15 protein-coding genes are annotated in these 22,354 nt (G+C 70.7%); 8 read left to right on the forward strand and 7 right to left on the reverse strand.

What is annotated here, in order from left to right:
- Positions 1–84: 84 nt before the first annotated feature.
- Positions 85–705, forward strand: coding sequence for a TetR/AcrR family transcriptional regulator (locus ACQBAU_RS18530; RefSeq protein WP_465256863.1), 621 nt, complete (start codon positions 85–87; stop codon positions 703–705).
- On the opposite strand, the gene ACQBAU_RS18535 is transcribed toward ACQBAU_RS18530, so the two are convergent.
- Together ACQBAU_RS18535 and ACQBAU_RS18540 are read right to left on the reverse strand one after the other, a co-directional pair.
- Positions 677–3,859 (reverse strand): heparinase II/III domain-containing protein, encoded by a 3,183-nt coding sequence (locus ACQBAU_RS18535; RefSeq protein ID WP_465256864.1) that lies wholly within the window; start codon positions 3,857–3,859, stop codon positions 677–679. The genes ACQBAU_RS18530 and ACQBAU_RS18535 overlap by 29 nt on opposite strands.
- A 119-nt stretch (positions 3,860–3,978) precedes the next feature.
- A complete protein-coding gene (locus ACQBAU_RS18540) occupies positions 3,979–4,437 on the reverse strand; it encodes a MarR family winged helix-turn-helix transcriptional regulator (RefSeq protein ID WP_465256865.1) in 459 nt (152 codons plus the stop codon).
- A gap of 88 nt (positions 4,438–4,525) precedes the next feature.
- On the opposite strand from ACQBAU_RS18540, the gene ACQBAU_RS18545 reads away from it, so the two are divergent.
- Both ACQBAU_RS18545 and ACQBAU_RS18550 read left to right on the forward strand, forming a co-directional pair.
- Positions 4,526–6,403: an ABC transporter ATP-binding protein gene (locus ACQBAU_RS18545; RefSeq protein WP_465256912.1), complete on the forward strand. Its 1,878-nt coding sequence runs from the start codon at positions 4,526–4,528 to the stop codon at positions 6,401–6,403.
- Between the two features lie 181 nt (positions 6,404–6,584).
- On the forward strand, positions 6,585–6,962 hold the full coding sequence (locus tag ACQBAU_RS18550) for a hypothetical protein (RefSeq protein WP_465256866.1): 378 nt from the start codon (positions 6,585–6,587) through the stop codon (positions 6,960–6,962).
- Between the two features lie 23 nt (positions 6,963–6,985).
- On the opposite strand, the gene ACQBAU_RS18555 is transcribed toward ACQBAU_RS18550, so the two are convergent.
- Complete coding sequence (locus tag ACQBAU_RS18555) at positions 6,986–7,402, reverse strand: hypothetical protein (protein ID WP_465256867.1); 417 nt, start codon at positions 7,400–7,402, stop codon at positions 6,986–6,988.
- A 35-nt stretch (positions 7,403–7,437) separates the two neighbouring features.
- On the opposite strand from ACQBAU_RS18555, the gene ACQBAU_RS18560 reads away from it, so the two are divergent.
- Genes ACQBAU_RS18560 through ACQBAU_RS18570 form a run of 3 tightly spaced genes read left to right on the forward strand, consistent with a single transcriptional unit; the run spans position 7,438 to position 11,220 of the window.
- Positions 7,438–8,442 (forward strand): threo-3-hydroxy-L-aspartate ammonia-lyase, encoded by a 1,005-nt coding sequence (locus ACQBAU_RS18560; RefSeq protein WP_465256868.1) that lies wholly within the window; start codon positions 7,438–7,440, stop codon positions 8,440–8,442.
- 57 nt (positions 8,443–8,499) lie between these two features.
- The gene (locus tag ACQBAU_RS18565) at positions 8,500–9,849 is read left to right on the forward strand and encodes an MFS transporter (RefSeq protein ID WP_465256869.1); all 1,350 of its coding nucleotides are present in this window, start codon (positions 8,500–8,502) and stop codon (positions 9,847–9,849) included.
- A gap of 9 nt (positions 9,850–9,858) precedes the next feature.
- The gene (locus ACQBAU_RS18570) at positions 9,859–11,220 is read left to right on the forward strand and encodes a serine hydrolase domain-containing protein (protein WP_465256870.1); all 1,362 of its coding nucleotides are present in this window, start codon (positions 9,859–9,861) and stop codon (positions 11,218–11,220) included.
- A 23-nt stretch (positions 11,221–11,243) separates the two neighbouring features.
- Here the strand turns inward: ACQBAU_RS18570 and ACQBAU_RS18575 are convergent, their stop codons facing one another.
- On the reverse strand, positions 11,244–13,562 hold the full coding sequence (locus tag ACQBAU_RS18575) for a YhgE/Pip domain-containing protein (protein WP_465256871.1): 2,319 nt from the start codon (positions 13,560–13,562) through the stop codon (positions 11,244–11,246).
- 13 nt (positions 13,563–13,575) lie between these two features.
- Positions 13,576–16,281, reverse strand: a complete 2,706-nt coding sequence (locus ACQBAU_RS18580; protein WP_465256872.1) for an MMPL family transporter — start codon at positions 16,279–16,281, stop codon at positions 13,576–13,578.
- A 140-nt stretch (positions 16,282–16,421) separates the two neighbouring features.
- Here ACQBAU_RS18580 and ACQBAU_RS18585 point away from each other — a divergent pair, with 140 nt between their 5' ends.
- Both ACQBAU_RS18585 and ACQBAU_RS18590 read left to right on the forward strand, forming a co-directional pair.
- Complete coding sequence (locus ACQBAU_RS18585) at positions 16,422–17,078, forward strand: TetR/AcrR family transcriptional regulator (RefSeq protein ID WP_465256873.1); 657 nt, start codon at positions 16,422–16,424, stop codon at positions 17,076–17,078.
- Between the two features lie 126 nt (positions 17,079–17,204).
- Complete coding sequence (locus tag ACQBAU_RS18590; RefSeq protein WP_465256874.1) at positions 17,205–18,560, forward strand: hypothetical protein; 1,356 nt, start codon at positions 17,205–17,207, stop codon at positions 18,558–18,560.
- Here the strand turns inward: ACQBAU_RS18590 and ACQBAU_RS18595 are convergent.
- Both ACQBAU_RS18595 and ACQBAU_RS18600 read right to left on the reverse strand, forming a co-directional pair.
- Positions 18,553–20,352 carry a hypothetical protein gene (locus ACQBAU_RS18595; protein WP_465256875.1) on the reverse strand — a complete coding sequence of 600 codons (1,800 nt, stop codon included), beginning with the start codon at positions 20,350–20,352 and terminating at the stop codon, positions 18,553–18,555. The two genes, ACQBAU_RS18590 and ACQBAU_RS18595, sit on opposite strands and share 8 nt — an antisense overlap.
- A complete protein-coding gene (locus tag ACQBAU_RS18600) occupies positions 20,349–22,265 on the reverse strand; it encodes an outer membrane protein assembly factor BamB family protein (RefSeq protein ID WP_465256876.1) in 1,917 nt (638 codons plus the stop codon). Before ACQBAU_RS18600 ends, ACQBAU_RS18595 begins: the two co-directional genes overlap by 4 nt.
- Positions 22,266–22,354: the final 89 nt, after the last annotated feature.

Consider the following 22,354-nt stretch of genomic DNA (forward strand, 5'->3'; position numbering starts at 1 on the left):
GGTGCGATACTTGAAGTATCACAGCTGGGATACAACTCCTGCCGGTTGCACGACAGGCCCACGCGAACGGATACGTTGTGCGACATGCCCAAGATCGTCGACGCCGACCAACGCCGCGAGCACATCGCCGACGCGGTGCTGCGGCTGGTCGCCCGGCAGGGCGTGGCCGCGGCCAGCCTGCGGAACGTCGCCGAGGAGGCCGACCTCAACGTCGGGTCGGTACGGCACTACTTCACCAACCACACCGAGCTGCTGCAGGTCGCCGTCACCGTGATGGCTGAGCGGGTGGAGACGCGGATCGCCCGCCGTGCGGCCACCCACGACGGGTCGTCGGGTGAACGCGCGCTGGAACTGCTGCTCGACCTGGTCTGCGAGCTGTTGCCGTTGGACGAGGAGCGCCGGGCCGAGGCGATCATCTTCCTCGCGTTCGCCGAGCACGCCCGCACCAACCCCGAGCTCGGCGACGTGACCGGCAGCCTGTTCCGGGGCCCGCGCGCCCTGGCCGAACTCGCGTACGAACACTTCGACCTCGACCCGACCCAACGCGAACTCGCCGTGGCCGCCCTCGCCGCCACCATCGACGGCCTCACCCTGCTCGGCGTGCACCGCCCCGAGGAGCTGCCACCCGACCGCGCCCGCGACGTGATCAGGTGGCAGTTCCTGTCGGTGATCCGGACTAGCGGCGCAGGCTCCACTCCCGGGTGATCGGGATCCGTGCCGTACGGCCCACGGCCACGTCGTACACGTAGCCGAGGGACTGGTCCTCGGCGTCGACCCAGCGGCGGATCGTGGTGCCGCGGACTCCCAGGTCCAGCCGCGTCCCTGACAGCTCCGCCGACGTGATCAGGTAGGTGGCGTTGCGTACGCCGTCGCTCTCGACGAACACGTAGTTCCCCACCAGGGCTGCCACATCGGCCACCGAGGTCGACAGTTCCAGCACCACGTGGTTGTCGTCGGTCAGCTCGCGGCTGAAGTCGGCCACGGTGCCGGTCACCGCGCCGCTGGCGGCCGACAGCGCCTGCACCACCCGGCTGCCCGGGGTCGCGAGCGGGACCAGTTGCGTCCCTTCGACGGTGACGCCGTGCAGTGCCGCCCGGTCCCGATGGCGGAACATCGCGAATGCTCCGCGGAACAGGAATGTGTTGTCGACCTTGACCTGCACCTCCGGTCTGGCGTTGAACACCAGGTAGTCGACCCGTCCGTCGACCAACTCCACCTTCACCGCGACCGCATCGCCGGGCTCCAGCGTCCCCTCGGTCGCCTCGACCGCCACCTGGGAGGCCGCGCGGATGAACGGGGATCCGTTGTAGGGCTGGATGATCGAGCAGAACCGGCTCGACAGGTCGTCGCCGGTCCGCTTGGCCAACAGGTAGCGCAACGGGTCCGGGTTGCCGGCCTTGTTGCGCGGGGCGCGACCGTCGGCCAGGGCCACCTCGTCGACGTCGTTGAGCATGGTCAGCCGCAGGTGGATCGGCAGGTCCGGGTCCAGCACGTCGTACGGGTCCAGCACTCCCCAGTCGACCGAGTACGGCCCGCTGGGCGTGCCACGGGACACGTTGGTCAACCAGTCGTACCCGTTCTTGGTCCGATCCGCCGTGGCGTTGTCGGCCGGCGGGTTGATCGTCGGCCCGGCGTACGAGCCACCCGATTGCTGGGTCAGCTCCACCCCGTCGACGGCGGCGGTGCTCGCGACGCCGTGGAACGAGTAGACGTGCTCGGCCCCGCCGTCGACGCGGAACAGGTCCACGTAGTAGGCGTCGGTGTCGTTGATCATGACCTGGACGAACGATCTGCGGTACTGCTCGGCATCCGGATAGGCGGTCGGTGCCGACGTCTCGGTCAGCTTCACCTGTGGCGTGATGGCCCACTGGTGTGGCTGGCTCTCGTTGTGCAGCAGCGATTCCTGCGGTTTCGCGTCGAACACGACGGTGTTGGCGGCGACCGTGTTGTGGTTCCACTCGGTCGTCAGGGCCCGGCCGTCGGCGAACTCCGGGTAGCCCAACGAGCTGGCGAGGTTGAGCCCGTAACCCCACAGGTCGACGTACAGGCTGTTGCGCTGGCCGTGGGCCCGGGTCGGGCCGGAGTAGCTCAACGCCGCCGGCCCGTCGATGCCGTTGCGGAAGAAGGCGGCACCGTAGCCGGTCAGGTTGTCACTGGCCAGGTTCAGCGGACCCCGGGTGTCGATCACCTGCTGGATGTCGTCCTGGATGGCCTCGGGATCAGCCGCGAACACCCCGGCGTTGAGCCCGGTGACGGAGTCGTCGTTCACCAGGTACGCCATCTGCGCCTGCTCCGGCGTCGGGTACCGCTGGTAGGCGGCACCGTGCTCGGCGGCATCGCCCATCAGGTACGGAATGCCCACCTGCAAGGAATCCCCGATGGCCGGGGTGAACGTGTTCTGGACGGTCAGTGACCGGCGCGACACCATCATCGCGGCGAACTTCGGGTTCTGGTACAGGTCCGCGGCCGGATAGCCGTCGTAGCCTTCGAGGACGTCGGCGATCTGCTTCATCTGGGTGATCCACAGCTCGTTGTAGCCCGGGCTCTCGTAGCCCCAGCCGTCCCGGTCGACGTCGTTGATCAACTGTGCGTACACGTTGCCGCCGGTGACCGTCCACGGCCCCTCGGGGTAGCCGATCAGCCCTCCGGCAGCGAAAACGAAGTCGATCCACTCCTGGGTCTCGGGGGCGTGGTCCAGCACCACCGCCGCCATCGCCAACGCACTCTGGTGCATGCCGAAGTTGCCGAGGATGTTGGAGGTCTGCACGTCGGGGTAGATCTGCCGGATGATGCCGTGCTCGATGTTGGAGCGGATGTCGGCGACGGTGTTCTTGGCCGGCAACCCGTGCGCAGCCGCCTTGGCCCTGAGGAACTCCAGCACCCCGGCGTCGTCGCCGTCGGCGATCGCGGGGAAAAAGGCGTCGTAGAACGAGCAGTGGTACTGCGCGACGAAGGTGGCCCAGATGCAGCCGGTCTCCTTACCGACCCGTCGGTGCCCGTCACTGGCCAGGTAGCCGTCCTCACGGCGGTACTCCCCGGTGTACAGGCTCGGGTAGACGTCGGCGATCCGGTCGAGCATGATCAACCCGGCGTGGGCGTAGCGGACGTCACCTGTGTAGAGGTAGGCATCCCGCGCGGCCTGCAGGTCCGCCGACACCAAGGCCTTCCCGGTGGCGCTGTAGTTGTTGTACCCCCAGACGAACCAGTGGTTGTAGTAGGCGACGAAGGTCCACTTGTCGCCGTTCTCGTCGACCCAGCCGAAGCCGTCGTCGACACCCCAGTCAGGACCCTTCTCCGGGTACAGCTCGTTGACCAGCAGCGACTCGTCGGCCAGGGAGCGGTCGAACTCGCCCCGCTCGTTGAGTCCGCTGGCATGGAAGGCGGCGAAGTCGTTGGTGGGGAACACGTAGTCGCTGGAGGGATCCTTCAACTTCCACGGCTCGCCGTACGGGTCACCGATCCAGGAGTAGGCCCCGTACTTGTAGTACTCGGTGCCGGTGATCGGCGACCCCAGGTCCTGGTTGACGGCATAGCTGCGCGGCAGGCCCTGGGAGGTGATCGAGCTCCACAGCCAGTCGTCGGTCTGCGCCAGCAGTGGGGCCGCCTTGGCGACCGCGGCATCGCGGAGTTCCTGTGCCCACGCGAACTTTCCGACGTTCTCCCGGGCGGCGGCAACCTCCTCCGGGGTGTACAACGTGCTGCGCGTCTTGACCGGCGGCGGCAGCACTTCCGGGACGGCGTGGGCCGCCATCTGGGGGAGCTGGGTCATCGCCGCGGCCCCGGACAGCGCGGCCGAGGAGGCGAGGAAGGTTCGGCGAGGGAACTGGGGCGCGGGTCGGGCCGGCTGATCGTCGGGCATGGCGAATCCTCCATTGGATCTGTCGAAAGGGACCTCGAACGATTCCGACACAACCACACGCACCGACGTGGCGACAGGCCGCCCCGGCTGAAATGAGACATTCTCCCGAGCCGCTCGGCCTAGGCCGAGTCGTCCGGCTGCGCGTCGGCCAACGCGGTCAACAGGTCGGCCAGCGACGCCTGCTGAGATGCCGTGAGCACCGAGAAGTACTCCGCCGACGACTCCCGCCGTTCCTGCCGGATGGCGTCGGCGAGCTCGCGACCACGGCCGGTCGGGGTGACCACGACGGCCCGCCGGTCGGAGGCATCTGCCCCCCGTACGACCAGGCCCTTCGTCTCCAGCTGGTCGACCACCTCGGTCGCCGAGCGGGGTGCGATGTGCAGCCGATCGGCGAGGTGCTTGAGCCGCAGCCCGTCGGCACACTGCGTGACGTGACTCAGTGCCCGCCACTGGAACGGGGTCAGGTCCCACGGCGCCAACTGCTCCACCCAGGACCGCCGCAACCGCCGGAACGACCGGTGGAGCAGGCTGCCGAGGTCGAGGTCGTCGCCCTGGCGGCCACCGGAGTCGTCCGTCATGCCGTCATCCTAACGTTGCCATGCACCCTCATTGTGAGGTAGCCTCAGCATACTAGCAGGACGACACGCAGAGGTGATGCCAGTGGCGATGCAGTTGATGAGCGCCGGAGTACCCCGCTCCCCGGGCGGTCCCGGTGGCGGCTGGGGAGACCCCGCCCGGATGGACCCCGACGACCAGCGACAGCTCGAGACCCACCCGGTCGAGCTGCGCCGCGTCACCGCACTCTTCAAGCCCCACAGGTGGACGATCGCGCTGGTCGTGCTGTTGATCAGTGCCTCCTCGGCCGTCGGCCTCGCCCAACCGTTTCTGGTGCGCGGCGTCATCGACGACGCACTGCCGCACTCCGACCTCCCCCTGCTCGCCATGTTGTGCGGCGCCATGGTGGTCGTCGCCGCGTTGAGCTCGATCATCGGGGTGGTGCAGACCTGGTTGGCCACCTCGATGGGCCAGCAGGTGATGCACACCCTGCGCACCTCGCTGTTCACCCACCTGCAGAAGCAGTCGCTGAGCTTCTTCACCCGGACCCGCGGCGGCGACGTCCAGTCCCGACTGACCCACGACATCTCCGGCATGCAGTCGGTGATCACCACCACCGCCACCTCGGTCGCCTCCCACCTCACCACCGCGATCGCCACCGTCGTGGCGATGGTGGCCCTGTCGCCCCGGCTGACACTGATCTCGCTGCTCGTCCTGCCGCCGTCGATCTACCTGAGCCGCCGCGTCGCGATCCTCCGCCGCGACATCACCACCAAGCGGCAGCGCGAGATGGCGCTGCTGCACACCCAGGTCGAGGAGGGGCTGTCGGTCTCGGGCATCCGACTCGCCAAGACCCTCGGCACCACCGGCCGCAACACCGCCCGGTTCACCTCCTCGTCGGACCGGCTGCGCAGTCTGGAAATGCGGGCCCAGCTCGCCGGCCAGTGGCGGATGGCGACGATGGCCATCGTGTTCGCCGCGATCCCGGCCGCGATCTACCTGGCGGCCGGGTTCCCCGTGATCTCCGGCGGGATGACCATCGGCACCGTGGTCGCGTTCACCGCCCTGCAGGCGACGATCTTCCGACCGATCATGGGGCTGCTGAACGTCGGCGTGCAGTGGGTCACCGCGATGGCACTGTTCAGTCGCATCTTCGAGTTCCTCGACCTGGTGCCCGAGGTGCAGCCGCCGGCCGATCCCGTACGACTCGACCCCCGGACCGTACGGGGTGAGGTCCGGTTCGCCGACGTCGACTTCTCGTACGGCGACGGCGCACCGGTGCTGAGCGAGGTCGACCTGACGATCCCGGCCGGCACCACCACCGCGCTGGTCGGCGCCACCGGCTCGGGCAAGTCGACGCTCGGCTCGCTGCTGCCACGGCTCAACGACGTCAGCTCCGGACGGGTCACCATCGACGGGGTCGACGTCCGCGACCTCCACCCCGACGACCTGGCCTCGATCGTCGGCGTGGTCAGCCAGGAGACCTACCTGGTGCACGACTCGATCCGGGAGAACCTGCTGCTCGCCGACCCCGAGGCCACCGACGAGATGCTGTGGGAGGCCCTCGACGCCGCCCGCATCGCCGACCTGGTCAACGGTCTCCCCGACGGCCTCGACACCCTCGTCGGCGCCCGCGGCTTCCGGTTCTCCGGGGGCGAGCAACAGCGACTCGCGATCGCCCGCACCATCCTGCGCAATCCGCGGGTGCTGGTGCTGGACGAGGCCACCAGTGCCCTCGACAACACCACCGAGGCGCAGGTCCAAGAAGCCCTCGACCGGCTCGCCGAGGACCGCACCACACTGACCATCGCGCACCGGCTGTCGACGGTGGAGAATGCCGATCAGGTGGCGCTGCTCGACGCCGGCCGGGTGCTGGAGCGCGGCACCGCGGCCCAGCTGCGGGCCGCCGGCGGTGCGTTCGCCCGGCTCGCCGCCAAGGGCAGCGACGACATCGACGAGGAGGAGGAGTTGGCGCTGTCGAGGCGCTGACGCACCGCTTGGTCGGACGTCACTCCTGGGTGGTGCCGTGCCGCAGCGCCCGGTCGAGAACGTGGGCGAGGTTGCCACGCGGATTGTCTACACAAGTTTACTTGTTCATGTCCAGTCGGATAGACGACGATGGTGGTCAGTGAGCAGTGCCGCAAGGCCATCGACAACTGTGGAGGATGACATGGGCACGTACGACGTCTCCGTGACCCGCGAGGGCCGTTGGTGGATGGTCGAGATCCCCCAGCATGATCTGCTCACCCAGGCCCGACGCCTCGCCGACGTCGAGGGCGAGGCCAGGTCGGTGCTCTCGGTGACGCTCGACGTACCGCCGTCCACCATCGAGCTCGACATCCACATCCATGTCGGCGGCGACGATCTGGCCGACGTCCGGCGTGACATCGAAGCGTTGAAGTCCCGTGCCGCCGAAGCCGAGGCCCAGGTGTCGACCCTCATGCGTGACGTGGCAGTGAGGATGGCAGCCGACGAAATCCCCGTCAGGGACATCGGCGAGGTGCTCGGTGTGTCACATCAGCGCGCCCACCAACTCGTGTCCCACTGAGCCTCCCTCCGCTTGGTCCTGCGTCACTCCTGGGTGGCGCCGTGCCGCAATGCCCGGTCAAGGAAGTAGGCGAGGTCGCCACTGACACCGTCCCGGGCGCCCCGGGCGACCACCAGCGGTGGCGGGGACGGCTTCAGCACGACCCCGCGGATCCGTTCCCGCCAGCCACCCGGCACGACGAGCACGTAGAACTCGCCCTCCGCGCCGATCGCGACCGAGCGATCGTTCTTGATGTACCAGCCCTGGGCGTTCGTCCGGACCTGCTGTCCGGAGAGCAACCGCGCGGTGAGGGGCTGCAGCGGCAGGTCGATCTCACGGGCCCGGCCGACGAACGCATCGATCAACGCCTGCGCCTGCTCCGCCTCGCCACGCTCATGTGCCGCAGCCAGTTCGGCGCGCAGCGCGGCGTCCTCGGCACGGCTCGACCGCTCGGAGCTCATGGGTTCGGTCTATCACGCGGTCGTACGATGACACCATGCCGTCCGCACCCGACAACCGCGAGCAGCCGACCGAGCTGCCAACCGCTGCCGACGTGACCGCGGCCGCGGACCGGATCGCCGACCAGGCCCACCGGACCCCGGTGCTCACCTCACGCACCCTGGACGACCGACTCGGCTGCCACGTGTTCTGCAAGGCCGAGAACCTGCAGCGGATGGGGGCGTTCAAGTTCCGCGGGGCGCTCAACGCGATCAGCCGCCTCACCCCCGACCAACTCGCGGCCGGGGTGGTCACCTACTCCTCGGGCAACCATGCCCAGGCCGTCGCGTTGGCCGCCCGGATCCGCGGCAGCCGGGCCACCATCGTGATGCCGCACGACGCGCCGGCGGTGAAGGTCGCCGCGACCGAGGGGTACGGCGGCCGGGTGGTGCGTTACGACCGCTACACCGAGGACCGCACCGCGGTCGGCGAACGGATGGCCGCCGAGACCGGCGCGACCGTGATCCCGCCGTTCGACCACCCGGACGTGATCGCCGGGCAGGGCACCGCGGCGAAGGAACTGCTCGACGAGGTCGGCCCGCTCGAACTGCTGCTGGCCCCGCTCGGCGGCGGCGGCCTGCTGTCGGGTACGGCCCTGGCCGCGGCCGAGTGGTCACCCGGCTGCCGGGTGTACGGCGTCGAGCCCGAGGCGGGCAACGACGGCCAGCAGTCGTTCCGGTCCGGCAGCATCGTCACCATCGACACCCCGCGGACCATCGCCGATGGCACCCAGACCACCGCACTGGGCGAGCTCACGTTCGCCGTGATCCGCCGCCACGTGACCGACGTGCTCACCGTCGACGACGACGAGCTGGCCGAGGCGATGCGGTTCCTGGCCGGCCGGATGAAGGTGGTCGTCGAACCGTCCGGGGCGCTTGGCATCGCCGCCCTCGACCGGCTCGACCCGGAGCTGCTGGCCGGCAAGCGGGTCGGAGTGATCCTGTCGGGCGGCAACGTCGACCTTGCCAGGTTGGCCGGGCTGCTAAGCCCCACGCCCGGGTGAGGCACGCGTACCGGCTGGGTGACGGACCCGTACCACCTGCGTGAAAGACTCGCCCGCGTGGAGCTGGTGCGGAATCTTCGACGGTTGTGGCACCACCAGCTCTTCCGCCGCCTGCTGGCGGTCCGGGTGGCGGTCCAGTCGTGTGACGGGCTGCTGCAGGCCGCGCTCGCCTCGTACGTGCTGTTCTCCACGCAGCGGCAACCCGACGCGGTCAGCATCGCCATCGTGTTGGCGATCACCCTGCTGCCGTTCTCGATCGTCGGCCCGTTCGTCGCCGTCGTGCTCGACCGCTGGTCGCGGCGGCAGGCGTTGGTGGTGGTCGACCTGGTCCGGGTGGTGCTGTGCCTGGCGGTCGCCGGGATCGTGATCGCCGGGCAGAGCACGGTCGGCGTCGGCGAGTTCGTGTTCTACGGGCTGGTGCTGGTGCTGATGAGCCTCAACCGGTTCGTGCTGGCGACGCTCAGCTCCGCGCTGCCGCACACCATCGACGCCGACGAGTACCTGGTCGCCAACGCGGTGGTGCCGACGGTCGGCCCGGCCGGCACCATCCTCGGTGCCGGGATCGGGCTGGGTGGGCGGCTGCTGCTCGGCCCGGTGCTGCCGCCCAACCTGACCGACGGCATCCTGTTCGCCCTCGCCTCGGTCGGCTACCTGGTCAGCGTGCTGCTGGCGTTGCGGATCGGTCGTACGGCGTTGGGTCCCGACGTCGAGGAGCCGACCCGCGCCAAGGACGTGGCCGCCGGCCTGGTCGCCACGCTGCGGCACCTCGGCGACCGTCGGCCCGCGGCGATCGGGCTGCTCACCATCGCGGCCCAGCGGATCCCGTACGGGCTGGTCACGGTCGCCACCATCCTCGTCTACCGCAACCACTTCCATCCAGTCACCGAGGTCGACGCCGCACTGGGCGACCTGAGCATCCTGTTGCTGGCCACCGCGATCGGGTTCGTGCTGGCGGCCGTGGTCACCCCACCGATGGCGCGGAGGTTCGGGCTGCGCGGCTGGTTGATCATCACGCTGGTCGGCTCGGCGGTGCTGCAGGTGGTGCCCGGCGCGATCTACCGCCAACCCACCCTGGTGGCGGCCGCGTTCGCCCTCGGGGTCTTCGCCCAGTCGTTGAAGATCGGCGTGGACACCCTCGTCCAGGCCCATGTCGACGACGAGCACAAGGGCCGGACCTTCATCTTCTACGACATGATCTTCAACGTCACGCTCGTGCTGGGGGCGGTGCTGTGCGCACTGATCATGCCCCCGGACGGGGTGTCGGTGCCCGTCCTGCTCGGCGTCGCCGGCTGCTACCTGGTGGTGGCGGTCGGGTTCACCCTGATCACCCGCGGCATCGATCGGGCGGTGTTCGACACCGGTCTCGGGGGGCAGCCGAGCCCCGAGCAGGCGGCCGCGAACTCGTAGAGTCGGGCGGTGACCCACCACCACCTCGAGGCCTCGACCGCCGCCCACCTGTCCCACCTGCTCGCCACGGCCCAGCGCGCCCAACGGCTGCCGTCGATCGCCGCCGGCATCGTCCGGGACGGGGCCCTGGTGTGGTCGGGCGCCGTCGGCACCCTCGACGGTCGGGCCGGTGGGGAGTCGGCCGATGCCGACACGCAGTACCGGATGGGCTCGATCACCAAGACCTTCGTCGCGGTCGCGGTGCTGCAGTTGCGCGACGCCGGGAAGCTCGACCTGAACGACCGGTTCGAGACCCACGTGCCCGGCACCAAGCTCGGCGACGCGACGATCGCCCAACTGCTCTCCCACGACGCCGGCGTCCAGGCCGAGACGAACGGGCCGTGGTGGGAGCGGACCGCCGGCGGATCATGGGACGACCTGGTCGACACCGGGATCGGCCGCCGCTTCCGTCCCGGACGCCAGTTCCACTACACCAACGTCGGCTTCGGTGCGCTGGGCGAACTGGTCGCCCGGGCCCACGGCACCGACTGGTTCTCCGTCATCACCCGGGACCTGCTCGCACCGCTGGGCATGATGCGGACGACGACGCGGCCCTTCGGTCGCGCCGCCACCGGCTTGGCGGTGCACCCGTTCGCCGACGTGTTGCTGCCCGAGCCGGAGCACGATGCCGGCGGGATGGCGCCGGCCGGCCAGCTGTGGACGACGGTGACCGACCTGGCCGCCTGGGCGTCGTTCGTCGGAGGTGACACCGGCGACGTGCTCTCGGGCGACACCCTCGCCGAGATGCTCGAGCCGCACGTGGTGGTCGACCTGCCCGACCAGCCCTGGACCGGCGCCCACGGGCTCGGCTGGCAACTGTGGAACGTCGACGGCACCCGGTACGTCGGCCACGGCGGCTCGATGCCCGGCTTCCTCGCCGGACTACGGGTCCGCCCCGACTCCGGCGACGGCGTGATCGCGTTCACGAACTCCACGGCCGGTGCGCTGGCCCCGGTCGCCGCCGAACTGCTCGACGCCGTCGTCGACCGGGAACCGCCGCCGGTCGAGCCGTGGCATGCCGCCGGTGAGCCCGCCCTGTTGGAGCTCGTCGGCACCTGGCACTGGGGGCCTGCGGTCACCACCGGCACCGTGGTGGGCGAGCACTTCGTGCTCGGTACGCTCGGCCAGGGCCGCGGTTCACGCTTCCGCCGGGTCGGCGCGGACGCGTGGGTCGGGCTCGACGGCTACCACGTCGGCGAGCCGCTGCGGGTGGTGCGGTGTGCCGACGGTACGGTCTCGCACCTGGACCTGGCGTCGTTCCGGTTCACCCGCACGCCGTACGACCCCGCCGCCGACGTACCCGGCGGGGTCGACGCGGCCAGCTGGCGCTGAACCGTCGCCGGGCGGCGTGGGCCTCAGGCGCGGACCACGACCTGCCGCTTCCGGCTCATCCCGAGCCACCCGGCGACCAGACCGACGCCCAGCCAGGCGACCAGGCCGGCGACGGCCCACCCCAGCCCGTCGGTCGGCCCGGTGATCGCGGTGAGCGCGGTCATCGCCGGCGTGGTCGGCAAGGCGGGCCGGACGGCGGCCAGGAAGGCGGGCAGCGCGGCCATCAGGGAGGCCGCCGCGCCCAGGATGCCGAGGGCGACCGCGATGAACCGGCCCACGTTGCCGGCGACCGTCGCCAGACCGTGATTGACGGCGAGGAAGGCCAACCCGGCGAGCACGCTCACCCCGACCACGGCCGCACTGTCACCGGCGGACAGGTCCAGCAGTCGGCCGGCCGCGACCCCGAGCACGACGCCCTGCACGGTGGCGATCGCCGCCCCCGGTGCCAGCGCCTTGAGGGTCAGCTGCATCGACGACGCGGTGGACCGCCAGGCGCCCGCGGTCCCGGTGCCCAGGGCCAACACGCTGAGCAGGCCACCGGCCCACAGCGCGATCGCGACCAAGGTCGACAGCAGCGCCGGATCGGTGAAGGGTGAGCGTCCGTCATCGGTCGGGGTCGCCACCGGGCGGGTCGCGACCGTGGACAGCTGCTCCCGTTCGGCTTCGCTGTAGGTCGGCACGCTGGTGGCGCCCTTGGCGAGCCCGTCGGCGAGCTGCCGCGCGCCACTGTTGAGCTCCTGCGAGCCGGTCGCGAGCTGGTTCATGCCTTCGCTCAGTTCGGCGGTGCCGGTGGCGACCTGTGAGACGCCGTCGGTGTAGGCGGTGACGCCGGCGCTGAGCTCCGGGCCGGCGGCCGACAACTGCTGGGCCCCGGCGGCGGCCTGCCCGATGCCCTCGGACAGGGCGGGCATGCCATCGGCCAGCTGGCCGACACCGGAGGCGAGTTGCCGGTTGCCGGCCGCGAGTTCGGTCGCACCGGTGGCGAGTTCGGCGGCACCACCGGCGAGCTGTTCGGCCCCGCCGACCAGGCCGGGTTCAGCCGCGGTGCCGTTGCCGTTGACGCCGTCGGCCAACGCCCGGGCGCCGGCGGCCAGCTCCTTCGTCCCGGCCACCAGACCACCCTCGCCGTTGATCCCGGCGGAGGTCTCGGCCACCCCGGTGGCGAGCTGGCCGGCGAGCCCGAGCAGGCTGACCCCCGACTGCGGGTCCGGCGTCTCGAGGCCGGCGCCCGCGGCGTACAACCCGGTGACGCAACCCTTGAGCTCGACCGGGTCGGTGATCCCGGCCTGCTGGCAGATGCCCGCGGCGGCGATCGGGTCCTGCAGGTTCGACTGGTACTGCTGCAGCCCCTGGTTCAGCCCGGCTGCGCCGGTGCTCAACTGCTCGAGGCCACCGCCGGCCTGTGCCGCACCGCCGGCCAGCTGTTCGGCACCGGAGGCGAGCTCGCCGGCACCCTGCCCGGTCTGCTTCACCCCCGCGGCGAACTCACCGACCCCGCCGCTGAGCTCCTTCGCGCCGCCGGCCAACTGCTCGGCCCCGGTCGCCGAGGCGTTCATCCCGTTGGCGAGTTGCCGGGTCTGGGACGGCAGCTCGGCGGTCCCGGACTGCAGCTGGGCCAACCCGTCGGCCAGCGAGGTCACCCCGCCGGTGTACTCGGTGACACCAGTCGCCAGGGTGGACCCGTTCTCGCTCAGCTCCGCCATGCCGGTGTTGAGCTCGGTGGTGCCCTTGGCGACCTCGCCCATGCCGGTCGACAGCTCGCCGGTGCCGTCGGCCAACTTCCCCGAGGCGTCGGCGACGGTCTTGAACTGTTCACCCATCGTGTTGAACCCGACGTAGACGTTGCTCAGGTACGTTTCGGTCAGGTCGGTGTTGAGCGAGTCGACGGCGGCGCCGACGATCCGCTGCGAGAACATCGGGTCGATCCCGGCCGCGGCGGCCGACATCTGGACGTCGACCAGGGCCTGTTCGGCCTCACCCGCCTCGCCGGCGTTCGAGGTCGCGGCCGCCGAGAAGTTCTCCGGGATCGTGACCACGGCGACGTACTTCCCGGTCCGGATGCCGTCGGCGGCATCCTCGGCGTCGGTGACGACCCAGTCGTAGTTGGCCTCGGTGTCGTCGGTGCCGGCACCGCTGGCGAGCTTGCCGGCGAGTTGGCGGCCCAACGGGACGTACTGCTCACCGATGGTGACCGGCTCGTCGTTGTTGACGATCGCCGCCTTGACGTTGTCGGTGCGCTCGGCGGCGTTCCACAGGGCGGCCGCGAAGCCGCCGGCCAGCAGCAGCGGGATGAGCAGCACGCCCAGCACGGTCGTCCAGGAACGGGTTGTGGTCTTCGACATCGTCGATGTCCTTTCAGGCGTTGACAAGTGCGGTGGCCGGCCGGGCCGGGGAGAGATCGACGACGGTGGCGTCGTTGATGGGCAGCGGGCCTGCTGCGGCGAGGACGACGACGGTGGGACGCCCCGCGGTGGCGGTGATCAACTCCTGCATCGCGGTCACCGTCGCGGTGTCGGCACGGTCGGCGTTGTCGACCGCGATGACTGCGTGCCCGGCGCGCTGGGCGCGACGGATCTGGGCGGCGGCCCCGGTGTCGGCGGCATCCACGTACACGGTGTGGCGGCGGACCGACCCACCATGATCAGGAAGCACCTGACCGGCCACCTTGAGCCGGCCCTCGGTGATCGCGGTCCGAGCGGTGAAGGCCAACAGCACCGACGTCCGGGTGGTCGCGTCGCCGCCGGTCAGCACGGCAGGGCGGCCTGGCTGCAGCACGACGGGCCCGCCCAGCACCGGTTCGTCGTTGATCATGATCGACTCGGCGGCGATGCCGGCGGTGAAGCCGGGCATCGGCCAGTCGGCCAGCGCCAACTGGCGTTGCAGCCCTTCGCCCTCGACGTCGAACGACGGCAGCCGCTTGTCGAGCCACGGCGGCAGGTACCACGCGGCCTCGCCGAGCAGCTTCAGCACCGCCGGCACCAGCGTCATCCGGACGATGAAGGCGTCGACGAAGATGCCGACCGCCAGCCCCAGCGCGATCGACTTCAAGATCGCGTCGCCCTCGGGGACGAAGGCGGCGAACACTGCGAACATGATCAACCCGGCCGCGAGCACCACCCGCGCGGAGGCGACGAAGCCGGTACGGACCGCCTCCCTGGCCGGGACGCCGTGGACGTGGTCCTCCCGGATCCGCGACACCAGGAACACCTCGTAGTCCATCGCCAGGCCGAACAGGATGCCCATCAAGATGATCGGCAGGAACGAGATCACCGGCCCGGTCTTGTCCAGGCCCAGCAGCTCCGCACCCCAGCCGTACTCGAAGACGAGCGCCACCACGCCGAACGAGGCGACCACGCTCAGCACGTACCCCAGGGCGGCCTTGATCGGCACCAGGATCGAGCGGAACACCATGGTCAGCAGGATCAGGCTCAGTCCGACGACGAGCAGCCCGAACGGGAGCAACGCCTGGGCGAGCTTGTCGGACACGTCGATCTGCACCGCCGTGATGCCGGTGACGGCGGTGTCGACGCCGTACTCGTCGCGGAACTGTGGCTGCAGGTCGCGCAGTTGTCGGACGAGCTCGGAGGTGGCCGGGTCGTCCGGGCCGGTGGTCGGCACGATCTGCACGATCCCGGTGTCGATGCCGGGATTGGGGGTCGACAGCGGCACCGTGGCGACGCCGGGCAGCGCCTCGATGTCGTCGGCGAGCCCCTCCATCACGCCCAGCGGATCATCCGAGGCGACGATGTCGACGGTCATGATCAGCGGGCCGTTGTGGCCGGGCCCGAAGTGCTCACTGACCAGGTCGTAGGTGACCCGCGCGGGTGAGCCGGCCGGGTTGCTGCCGGCATCGGGCAGCGCCAACCGCAGCTGGCTGGCCGGGATCGCGAGTGCACCGAGGCCGAGCACGATCACCACGATGGTGAGCACGGGCAGCTTGGTGGCCGCCCCGACCCACCGGTCGGCCCAGCCGCGCTTCGGCTTCGCTGCCGTTGCCGGAACCCCGTGCTGCGGCTGCCCCGGCTGCTTCTCCTTCTTGGGCTTGGGTCGCAGCTTCTCGCCCATCAGCCCCATCAGCGCAGGGATCGCGGTCAGCGCGATCATCACCGCGATCGCGACGGCGGCGGCCGCGGCGACGCCCATCGTGGTGAGGAAGGGCATCCCGGCGACGCTGAGGCCGCACAGCGCGATCATCACCGTGAGGCCGGCGAACACGACCGCCGAGCCGGACGTGGCGACCGATCGGGCAGCTGACTCCTCGGGGTCCATCCCGGTGGCGAGTTGGTCACGGTGGCGCGACAGGATGAACAGCGCGTAGTCGATCCCGACCGCCAGTCCCAGCATCAGCGACAACATGATCGTGGTCGAACTGATCACCATCACCGCGGTGCCACCGACAACGAGCAGGGTGGAGATGCCCACGCCCCAGATCGCGGTGAGCAGGGGAAGCCCGGCGGCCCGGAGTGAGCCGAGGGTCACCCACAACACGATCAGCGCGACGAAGACGCCGATCACGTCGACCAGCCCGAGCCCGACCTCGGTGACCTGGAAGGCCTGGCCGCCGGCGGAGGCGTCGGAGCCCGGTACGTCGGCGCGAAGCCCGTCGGCAACGGCCAGGATCTCGTCCAGCGTCTGGTCGGTGACCTCCTCCAGCCGGGTGTTGAGCTGGATGTTGATCAGGGCCGCCCGTTCGTCCTCCGACACCGATCCGCTGACCATCTCGTCGTACGGCGAGACCACGTTCTCGACCTGCTCGACACCACTCAGCTCGCGCACCGCGGTGTCGATGGCCGCTCGTACGTCGGCCTGTTCGACGGTGCCGCCCTCGGGCGCGACCACGATGATCTGGGCACTGGCACCGCTCACCTGCGGGAACGTGTGGCTCAGCGACTCGAGGGCGGCCTGCGCCTCCGAGCCGGGGAGGTCGAACTCGTCCTGGAACGGCTTGCTGAAGGCCGCGGCGAAGCCGCCCAGCACCGCCAGCACGACGACCCAGCTCACCAGGGTCAGCCAGCGGCGCCGGAACGCGGCTCGACCCAGTCCGTACAAGAAGGTGGACACCCGGGGCCCCTCGTGTGTCAGGTGCGGCCGGATACGCCGACGCACTGTGGATGCATTCGCGTATGCACGATACACGCATGTATCGTGATGGACCAACGCGGTGACGACCGACGCAGTAGGGTGCCGCTGGAGGGTGAGCCATGACACAACAGACGCTGAGCCGGCGTCGCGCCGAGACGCGGGAACGACTGATCGACGCCGCCATCGCCGTGTTCGCCCGCGACGGCATCGACCACGCCCGGCTGGAGGACATCAGCGAGGAGGCCGGCTACACGCGCGGTGCGTTCTACTCCAACTTCGCCGACAAGGACGACCTGATCACCGCACTCCTGGAGCGTGAGATCGAGCGCACCACCGACATCGCCCGGCAAGGGATCTCCACCGCCCTCGACGAGCCCGGTGCGACCGATCTGGCCACCCTGGTCGGCCGCGCTCTCGGCGTGGTCGCGCGGAACACGCCCAGTCCCGACTGGCTGGTGGCGGAACGATCGTTGCGGCTGTACGCGCTGCGCAGTGTCGGCATCGCCCGGCACCTGGTGCGCTACGAGTCGCAGCGCAGCGCGGCGCTGACGACCCTGCTGGAGCAGGCGATCGAGGCGAGCGGCCGGCGGGGCACGATCCCGATGGAACACGTCATCGCCATCATCATCGCCGTCGGCAGTGAGGCCGTGCTGATGGAGATGGCGATCGCCGAGCTGCCTGCCGACGAGCGGGCACACCTCACCGACGCCCCCCGGCCGGGCTCGGTGGAGTTGTTGGTCTCGCTGCTGTCCCGGATCACCGAGCCGATCGACTGATCCGTACGGCACTGATCCGTACGGCACTGATCCGTACGGCACTGATGCGTTCTCGCTACGCAACGTGACCCCGTACGAACCTAGGGTCGGGGCATCCGACGTCCCCGAACCTCGCGGAGCCCTGCCATGTCGTCAGCCGATCTTCCCCGACTCCCACGTCGCCGCCTGCTCGCCTCGGCCGCGGCCCTGCCCCTGCTCGGCGCCGCCACCCGGCCCGCCGTCGCGGCCCCGACGCCGACGGTGATGCCCCGGTCGACGACGCGCGCCGCCTTCGACGCCCTCGACCAGCGGTTCCACGGCGGCAACGGGGTCGCCGACGCCACCAACGAACAGGGCCTCTACTCCTGGCAGCAGAGCAAGGTGCTGCAGGCGTACCTGTTCATGTACCGCGCACATCGCGACCTGTACTACCTCGACAAGTTCGTCCGGCAGGCCGACACCGTGCTCGCCAACCGGGACTCCGAACGGGGTGTCACCGATCACCGCGGGAAGTCACTCCCGGCGTGGCGCAACCGCATCGTCACCATCGACCCGGCGAACCTGTCGATGCACATCGGGGTCGACATCGGCAACATCACCCAGCCGATGACCGGATTCGCCCGACTGGTCGACAACACCGCCGCACTGCGTCGGATGCCGAAGTACCGGGCGGCGGCCGAGCGCTACCACGAGGCGGCCGGGGCCGCGGTCGCGGTGGTGGCCGACGACTTCGATCGCAGTGACGCGGTGTACCGGTTCGCGAAGGGCGGCCCGTACCAGGTGGACGGCATCCAGTACCCGGCGAACATGAACCATGCCATCGGCCACACCCTGATCGACCTGCAGGTGCTGGCATGGCGCCGTCGGGTCGGGACCCCGCACAGCAACACCCTGGAGCGGCTGTTCAACCGGTGGGAGCAGGACTGGACCCAGCTGTCGGACACGTCCTTGGTCTGGACCCACCACCACGTCGGGTCGTGGCCGTACCGTGGCTGGGGGCCCGAGGACGGCGTCTCGGAGAACCGCCCGTCGTTCGCGCCGGGCACCCGGGTCGCCGACACCGGCCACGGGTCGATGGACGTCGGGTTCGCCGAAGCCGCCTTCCACTCCGGCCTGATCTCTGCCACCCGACTGCGCCAGATGGCCCGCACGCTGACCCGACACGTCATCACCACCGTCGACGGCCGCCCCACCGCGCACCGCCTGATCGACGGCCGCAAGGCCGACACCGGCCAGGCCAAGCAGGAGGTCCACACCGGCGGCTGGCTGCCGCTGGCGCCGTGGGCCCAGGACTCGATGGTCACCAAGGTCGCCCCCCTGCTGGACCAGAACCTCGACGCGACGGGTGGCACCCTCCCGGTCCTGATGGCGTCGGTGGCGATGCTGAACTTCACGATCCGATCGGGCGGCCGGGCGGTCTCGGCGTACGACGACAGCCCGCCACGGCGTGACCCGGGTCCCGGTCAGCCGCACGTCCAGGGCCGACCGGCGGTGCTCAACTGAGCCACCGCGGTTGGGCGACCGCCTCGGCGTCGGCATCAGCGGCCAGCGCCGGGTCGACGGTGCCGTCGGCGCGGATCACCTGACCGCGCCATGCCAGCACCAGCGCGCTGAGGGTGACGCCCGCCCACAGGCCGTTGCCGATCAGGTGGTCCCCGATCCGTTCGAACTGTTCCAGGTCGAAGGCCGAGTAGCCGCCGAACAGGGCCACCATCGCCACCGCCATGCCACCGAACAACAGGTTGGCCAGCGCGATCATCACCCGGCTGCTCCGCGGGAAGCCGGGGGTGTCGCCGCGGGTCCAGCCCTGGTCGGTCAACATCCGCCAGATCAGGCCGACGACCAGGCCGGCACTGACACCGGCCATCCCGATCAGGAAGGTCACCGGCTCGTAGATGAACTCGCGGAAGTCGAACAGTGCGGTCAACGCCAGCACCCCCGCCAACGCGACCCCGCGCTCGGTGGTGAGGCGACGCCGTACGACCAACACCACCAAGGTGACGACCGCGGCGAGGTAGCCGCCGAGCCGGACGGCGGTGACGGTGGCCTCCAGGCTGAAGACCGAGCCGACGGTCGACGCCCCGACGTTGGCGGCGACCGCGGCGAGCACGACCGCCGGTACGTCCCGGCCGCGGTTGGCCTGCCGCCAGGCGAGCCCGTACAGCACCAGGCAGCCCAGCGTGAGCAGGATCGTCACCCGGTGCGGTCCTCCGATGCCCATCAGGACGTCGTGGACCCCGCCGAGGCCGACCGCCCGGAACAGGTGGGCCACCAACTGGTACAGGAAGGGCAGCGCGATCAGCGGTCCGATCGGCAGCGATGCCTGCGGCCAGCCGTCGATCACGTCGTCGGCGTCAGGGCGGATCAGGTTGCCCCGCTCGCTGCGCCACAACACCGGCAGCACCAGGACGACCAGCAGTCCGAACAGCCCCACCCCCCGTACGGTCTGCCACAGCAGGTCGGCGTCGGCCAGGCTGAACACCTCGCGGGTGAGCAGCACCCCCGACCCCACCAGCAGCACCACCCAGATGACGACCCGGACCGCCACCGGCACCGGCACCCGGTCGCCGGCTGCGTCGCGTCGGCCGGTGACGCCCTGCCAGATGCCCGACACCGACCAGGTGATGGTGGCGATGGTGAGCTCGGCCATCGCGGCACCGGCCAGCAGCGCCACCGGGGTGGCCAGCCAGAACAGCGGCAGGTAGAAGGTGATGAACGCGTTGAGCTGCACGTCGACCGCGGTCGTCATCTCGGTCCCGCCGCTGAGGTGGATCACCCAGCAGGTGGCGTGTCCGAGCAGGAGGAGCAGCAGTACGAACTCCCAGACCCGGAACGGTCGGTTGCGCCGCCCGATCAGCAGGCCGACGTAGACCAGCAGGAACACCAGCACCAGCGCGATCGACGGGAGGTCGGCACTGATCACCGGCACCCACATCAGCGTCCCGGCGAGGACGAACACCGCGGCGACCTTCCACCACCACCGCATTCGCAGCGCCGCGGTCGCCAGCAGCGTCAGCGTGCAGACCGTCGCGACCACGACGACGGGCAGCAGGGCCAGCGGGAAGGTGCCGCCGTCAGTGCCCAGCGTCAGCCCGAACAGCCGGCGGGCGGTGCCGGCGGTGAACGTCATCGCGGTCAGCACGACGAAGAGGATCAGGCCGATGGTGACCACGGCGCGCAGTCCCGGCGACCACCCGTTGTCGCGGAGGCGGCCCTCGCGGACCGGTTCGGCGATCACCCGGCCGACGATGAACGTGATCACGGCGCCGATCCGCCGCAGCCCGGAGGTGGTCATCGGCTCACCACCCCGTACCAGGTGCCGCCGATGCCGTCGACGCCGTCGTTGGTGACGACCCAGACCTTGCCGCCGGCGACGGCCAGCACGGCCTCGTGGATCCCGGAGCCCAGGTCGAGGGGCGCCGGGAAGGTCCGGACCGGTTGGCCGGCCGGGTCGACGATGCGGAGTTCGGCGGGGTCGAGCAGGGCGAAACCGTCGGCCAGGGCGATCACCCGGGAGGCCGGGCCGGAGGTCCACAGCTCCCGCCCGGTTCGTACGTCGAAGGCGCGGGTGCCGGCGTCGAAGCCGACCACGAGGGTGTCGCCGAGCACCGCGACCGCCGCGACGGTGTCGTCGCTGACACCCCACAGCCGGGTGCCGTCGCCGGCGTCGTAGGCGTCGACCCAGCCGAGGCCCCAGACCAGGATCGTGTCGCCGGCCACGAGGATGCCGTCACCGCGACCGTGGTAGCCGTCCACCTCGAACCGCTCGGAGCCGTCGCCCGCCTCCAGCACGGTCAGCCCGCCCTCGGCGCCGGCGATCGCGACGATCCCCTCACCGGCGGCCGGGGCGATGCCGATCGCGTCGCCGATGTCGGTCCGCCACAGCCGCCGCCCGTCCGACAACCGGTGTGCCGACACCTCGCCCGACACGGTCGCGGCCACCAGGCCGTCGGTGCCGAGCAGTGACGGTGGGGTGGCGACGACGTCGGAGAGTCGGGCGGTCCACAGTCGGTGGTGGCCGCCGCGGTATGCGACGACCTCCCGGTCGCTGGTGGTCGTCACGACGTTCTCGCCGAACCCGGTGAGAGTCACCACCGCCCCGCCCGGCCGGGCCCACCACTCGGCGGTGACCGTGCCGTCGTCGTGCAGCCGGCTGCCGCGGATGTCGCGGGTGAGGGTGTTGGCGGAGAACAGGCCGCCGGTGCTGGTCACGGTCGGCGGGGCGCTGGTCCACACCGGCGTCGCGTCGGTGCCGAACACCGGGTCACCGTTGGCGATGGTGATCGGCCGGGACTGCCAGTCGGCGACGTCGGCGGCCCGCACCGGCTCCGGGTCGACCCAGGCGGTGGCCTCGGACGGGGGCACCGGACTCCCTGCGGGGGTGGGCGCGAAGCCGTACGACCGGGTGCCGATGGTGCCCTGCTCGTCGACGACGCCCAACTCGGGGCACCAGGTGCTCCGCTGCTGCCAAGCGATGTCCTCGACATCCGGGCCGGCGAGCACGATGTCGTACGTCACGACCAGGCAGTCCGGGTCGTCGGGCGGACCGGCGGCGGCCGATGCCTGGAGGGTGTACGTGAGACCGTCGCCGAGTGCCGGTGCCGTGACCGCGCCGTCCTGCTGCCAGCTTCGCCCGCCGGCGACGTCGGCGGGCAGCTCCAGCAGTGCGGGTCGGAACACCATGCCGAGGTCACCCCAGGTCTGGCCGGCCAGGCTGATCCCGGTCTCCTCGACCAGTCTGATGCGTTGCCGTACGGGTGTCCCTCCGCCCGGCAGCACCGACTCGCGCCACCAGTGGACCTGGCCGGGAGACCTGTCGGGCAGCGGGATCTCGGCCGCGAAGGTGGGCGAGACCATCTCGAACAGCGACCGGCCACGTCCCCGTGCCTGCTCGACGGTGGCGATGCCCGGGGTGTCCTCGGCGCTCGGGTCCGTGGTGTCGGTGGCGGGATCCCAGGTGACGGCCACGTGGTCGGCGTCGCGGGGGGTGAAGTCGCTGGACCCGACGGCCGGGAGCACCGGCGGGAGCAGGGTGACGCCACCGAGCAGGGTGAGCCAGAGCAGGCAACTGCCGACCAGGACCACGGCGACGGCCGTACGAAGGCCACGGTGCCGTCGGCGGGAGGGCCGGGCGTCGTCCCAGATGCCCCCTTGATCCCAGGTGCCCCCTTGATCCCAGATGCCCACGTAGCGCGCTGGCTGGCCCATCACCGTCCTCCCTGCTCGTGTCGGTGGTCTCGGTCGTGTCGGTGGTCTCGGTCGTGTCGGTGGTCTCGGTCGTGTCGGTGGTCTCGGTC

The organism is Carbonicoccus niuqiaonis (genome assembly GCF_050157065.1).
Taxonomy (GTDB): Bacteria; Actinomycetota; Actinomycetes; order Propionibacteriales; family Propionibacteriaceae; genus Avipropionibacterium.

Excerpts from the sequence above, each read along its gene's own strand:
- ACQBAU_RS18530 (WP_465256863.1), top strand. The coding sequence starts at position 85 with ATGCCCAAGATCGTCGACGCCGACCAACGCCGCGAGCACATCGCCGAC.
- ACQBAU_RS18535 (WP_465256864.1), bottom strand. The coding sequence starts at position 3,859 with ATGCCCGACGATCAGCCGGCCCGACCCGCGCCCCAGTTCCCTCGCCGA.
- ACQBAU_RS18540 (WP_465256865.1), bottom strand. The coding sequence starts at position 4,437 with ATGACGGACGACTCCGGTGGCCGCCAGGGCGACGACCTCGACCTCGGC.
- ACQBAU_RS18545 (WP_465256912.1), top strand. The coding sequence starts at position 4,526 with ATGCAGTTGATGAGCGCCGGAGTACCCCGCTCCCCGGGCGGTCCCGGT.
- ACQBAU_RS18550 (WP_465256866.1), top strand. The coding sequence starts at position 6,585 with ATGGGCACGTACGACGTCTCCGTGACCCGCGAGGGCCGTTGGTGGATG.
- ACQBAU_RS18555 (WP_465256867.1), bottom strand. The coding sequence starts at position 7,402 with ATGAGCTCCGAGCGGTCGAGCCGTGCCGAGGACGCCGCGCTGCGCGCC.
- ACQBAU_RS18560 (WP_465256868.1), top strand. The coding sequence starts at position 7,438 with ATGCCGTCCGCACCCGACAACCGCGAGCAGCCGACCGAGCTGCCAACC.
- ACQBAU_RS18575 (WP_465256871.1), bottom strand. The coding sequence starts at position 13,562 with ATGTCGAAGACCACAACCCGTTCCTGGACGACCGTGCTGGGCGTGCTG.
- ACQBAU_RS18585 (WP_465256873.1), top strand. The coding sequence starts at position 16,422 with ATGACACAACAGACGCTGAGCCGGCGTCGCGCCGAGACGCGGGAACGA.
- ACQBAU_RS18590 (WP_465256874.1), top strand. The coding sequence starts at position 17,205 with ATGTCGTCAGCCGATCTTCCCCGACTCCCACGTCGCCGCCTGCTCGCC.
- ACQBAU_RS18595 (WP_465256875.1), bottom strand. The coding sequence starts at position 20,352 with ATGACCACCTCCGGGCTGCGGCGGATCGGCGCCGTGATCACGTTCATC.
- ACQBAU_RS18600 (WP_465256876.1), bottom strand. The coding sequence starts at position 22,265 with ATGGGCCAGCCAGCGCGCTACGTGGGCATCTGGGATCAAGGGGGCACC.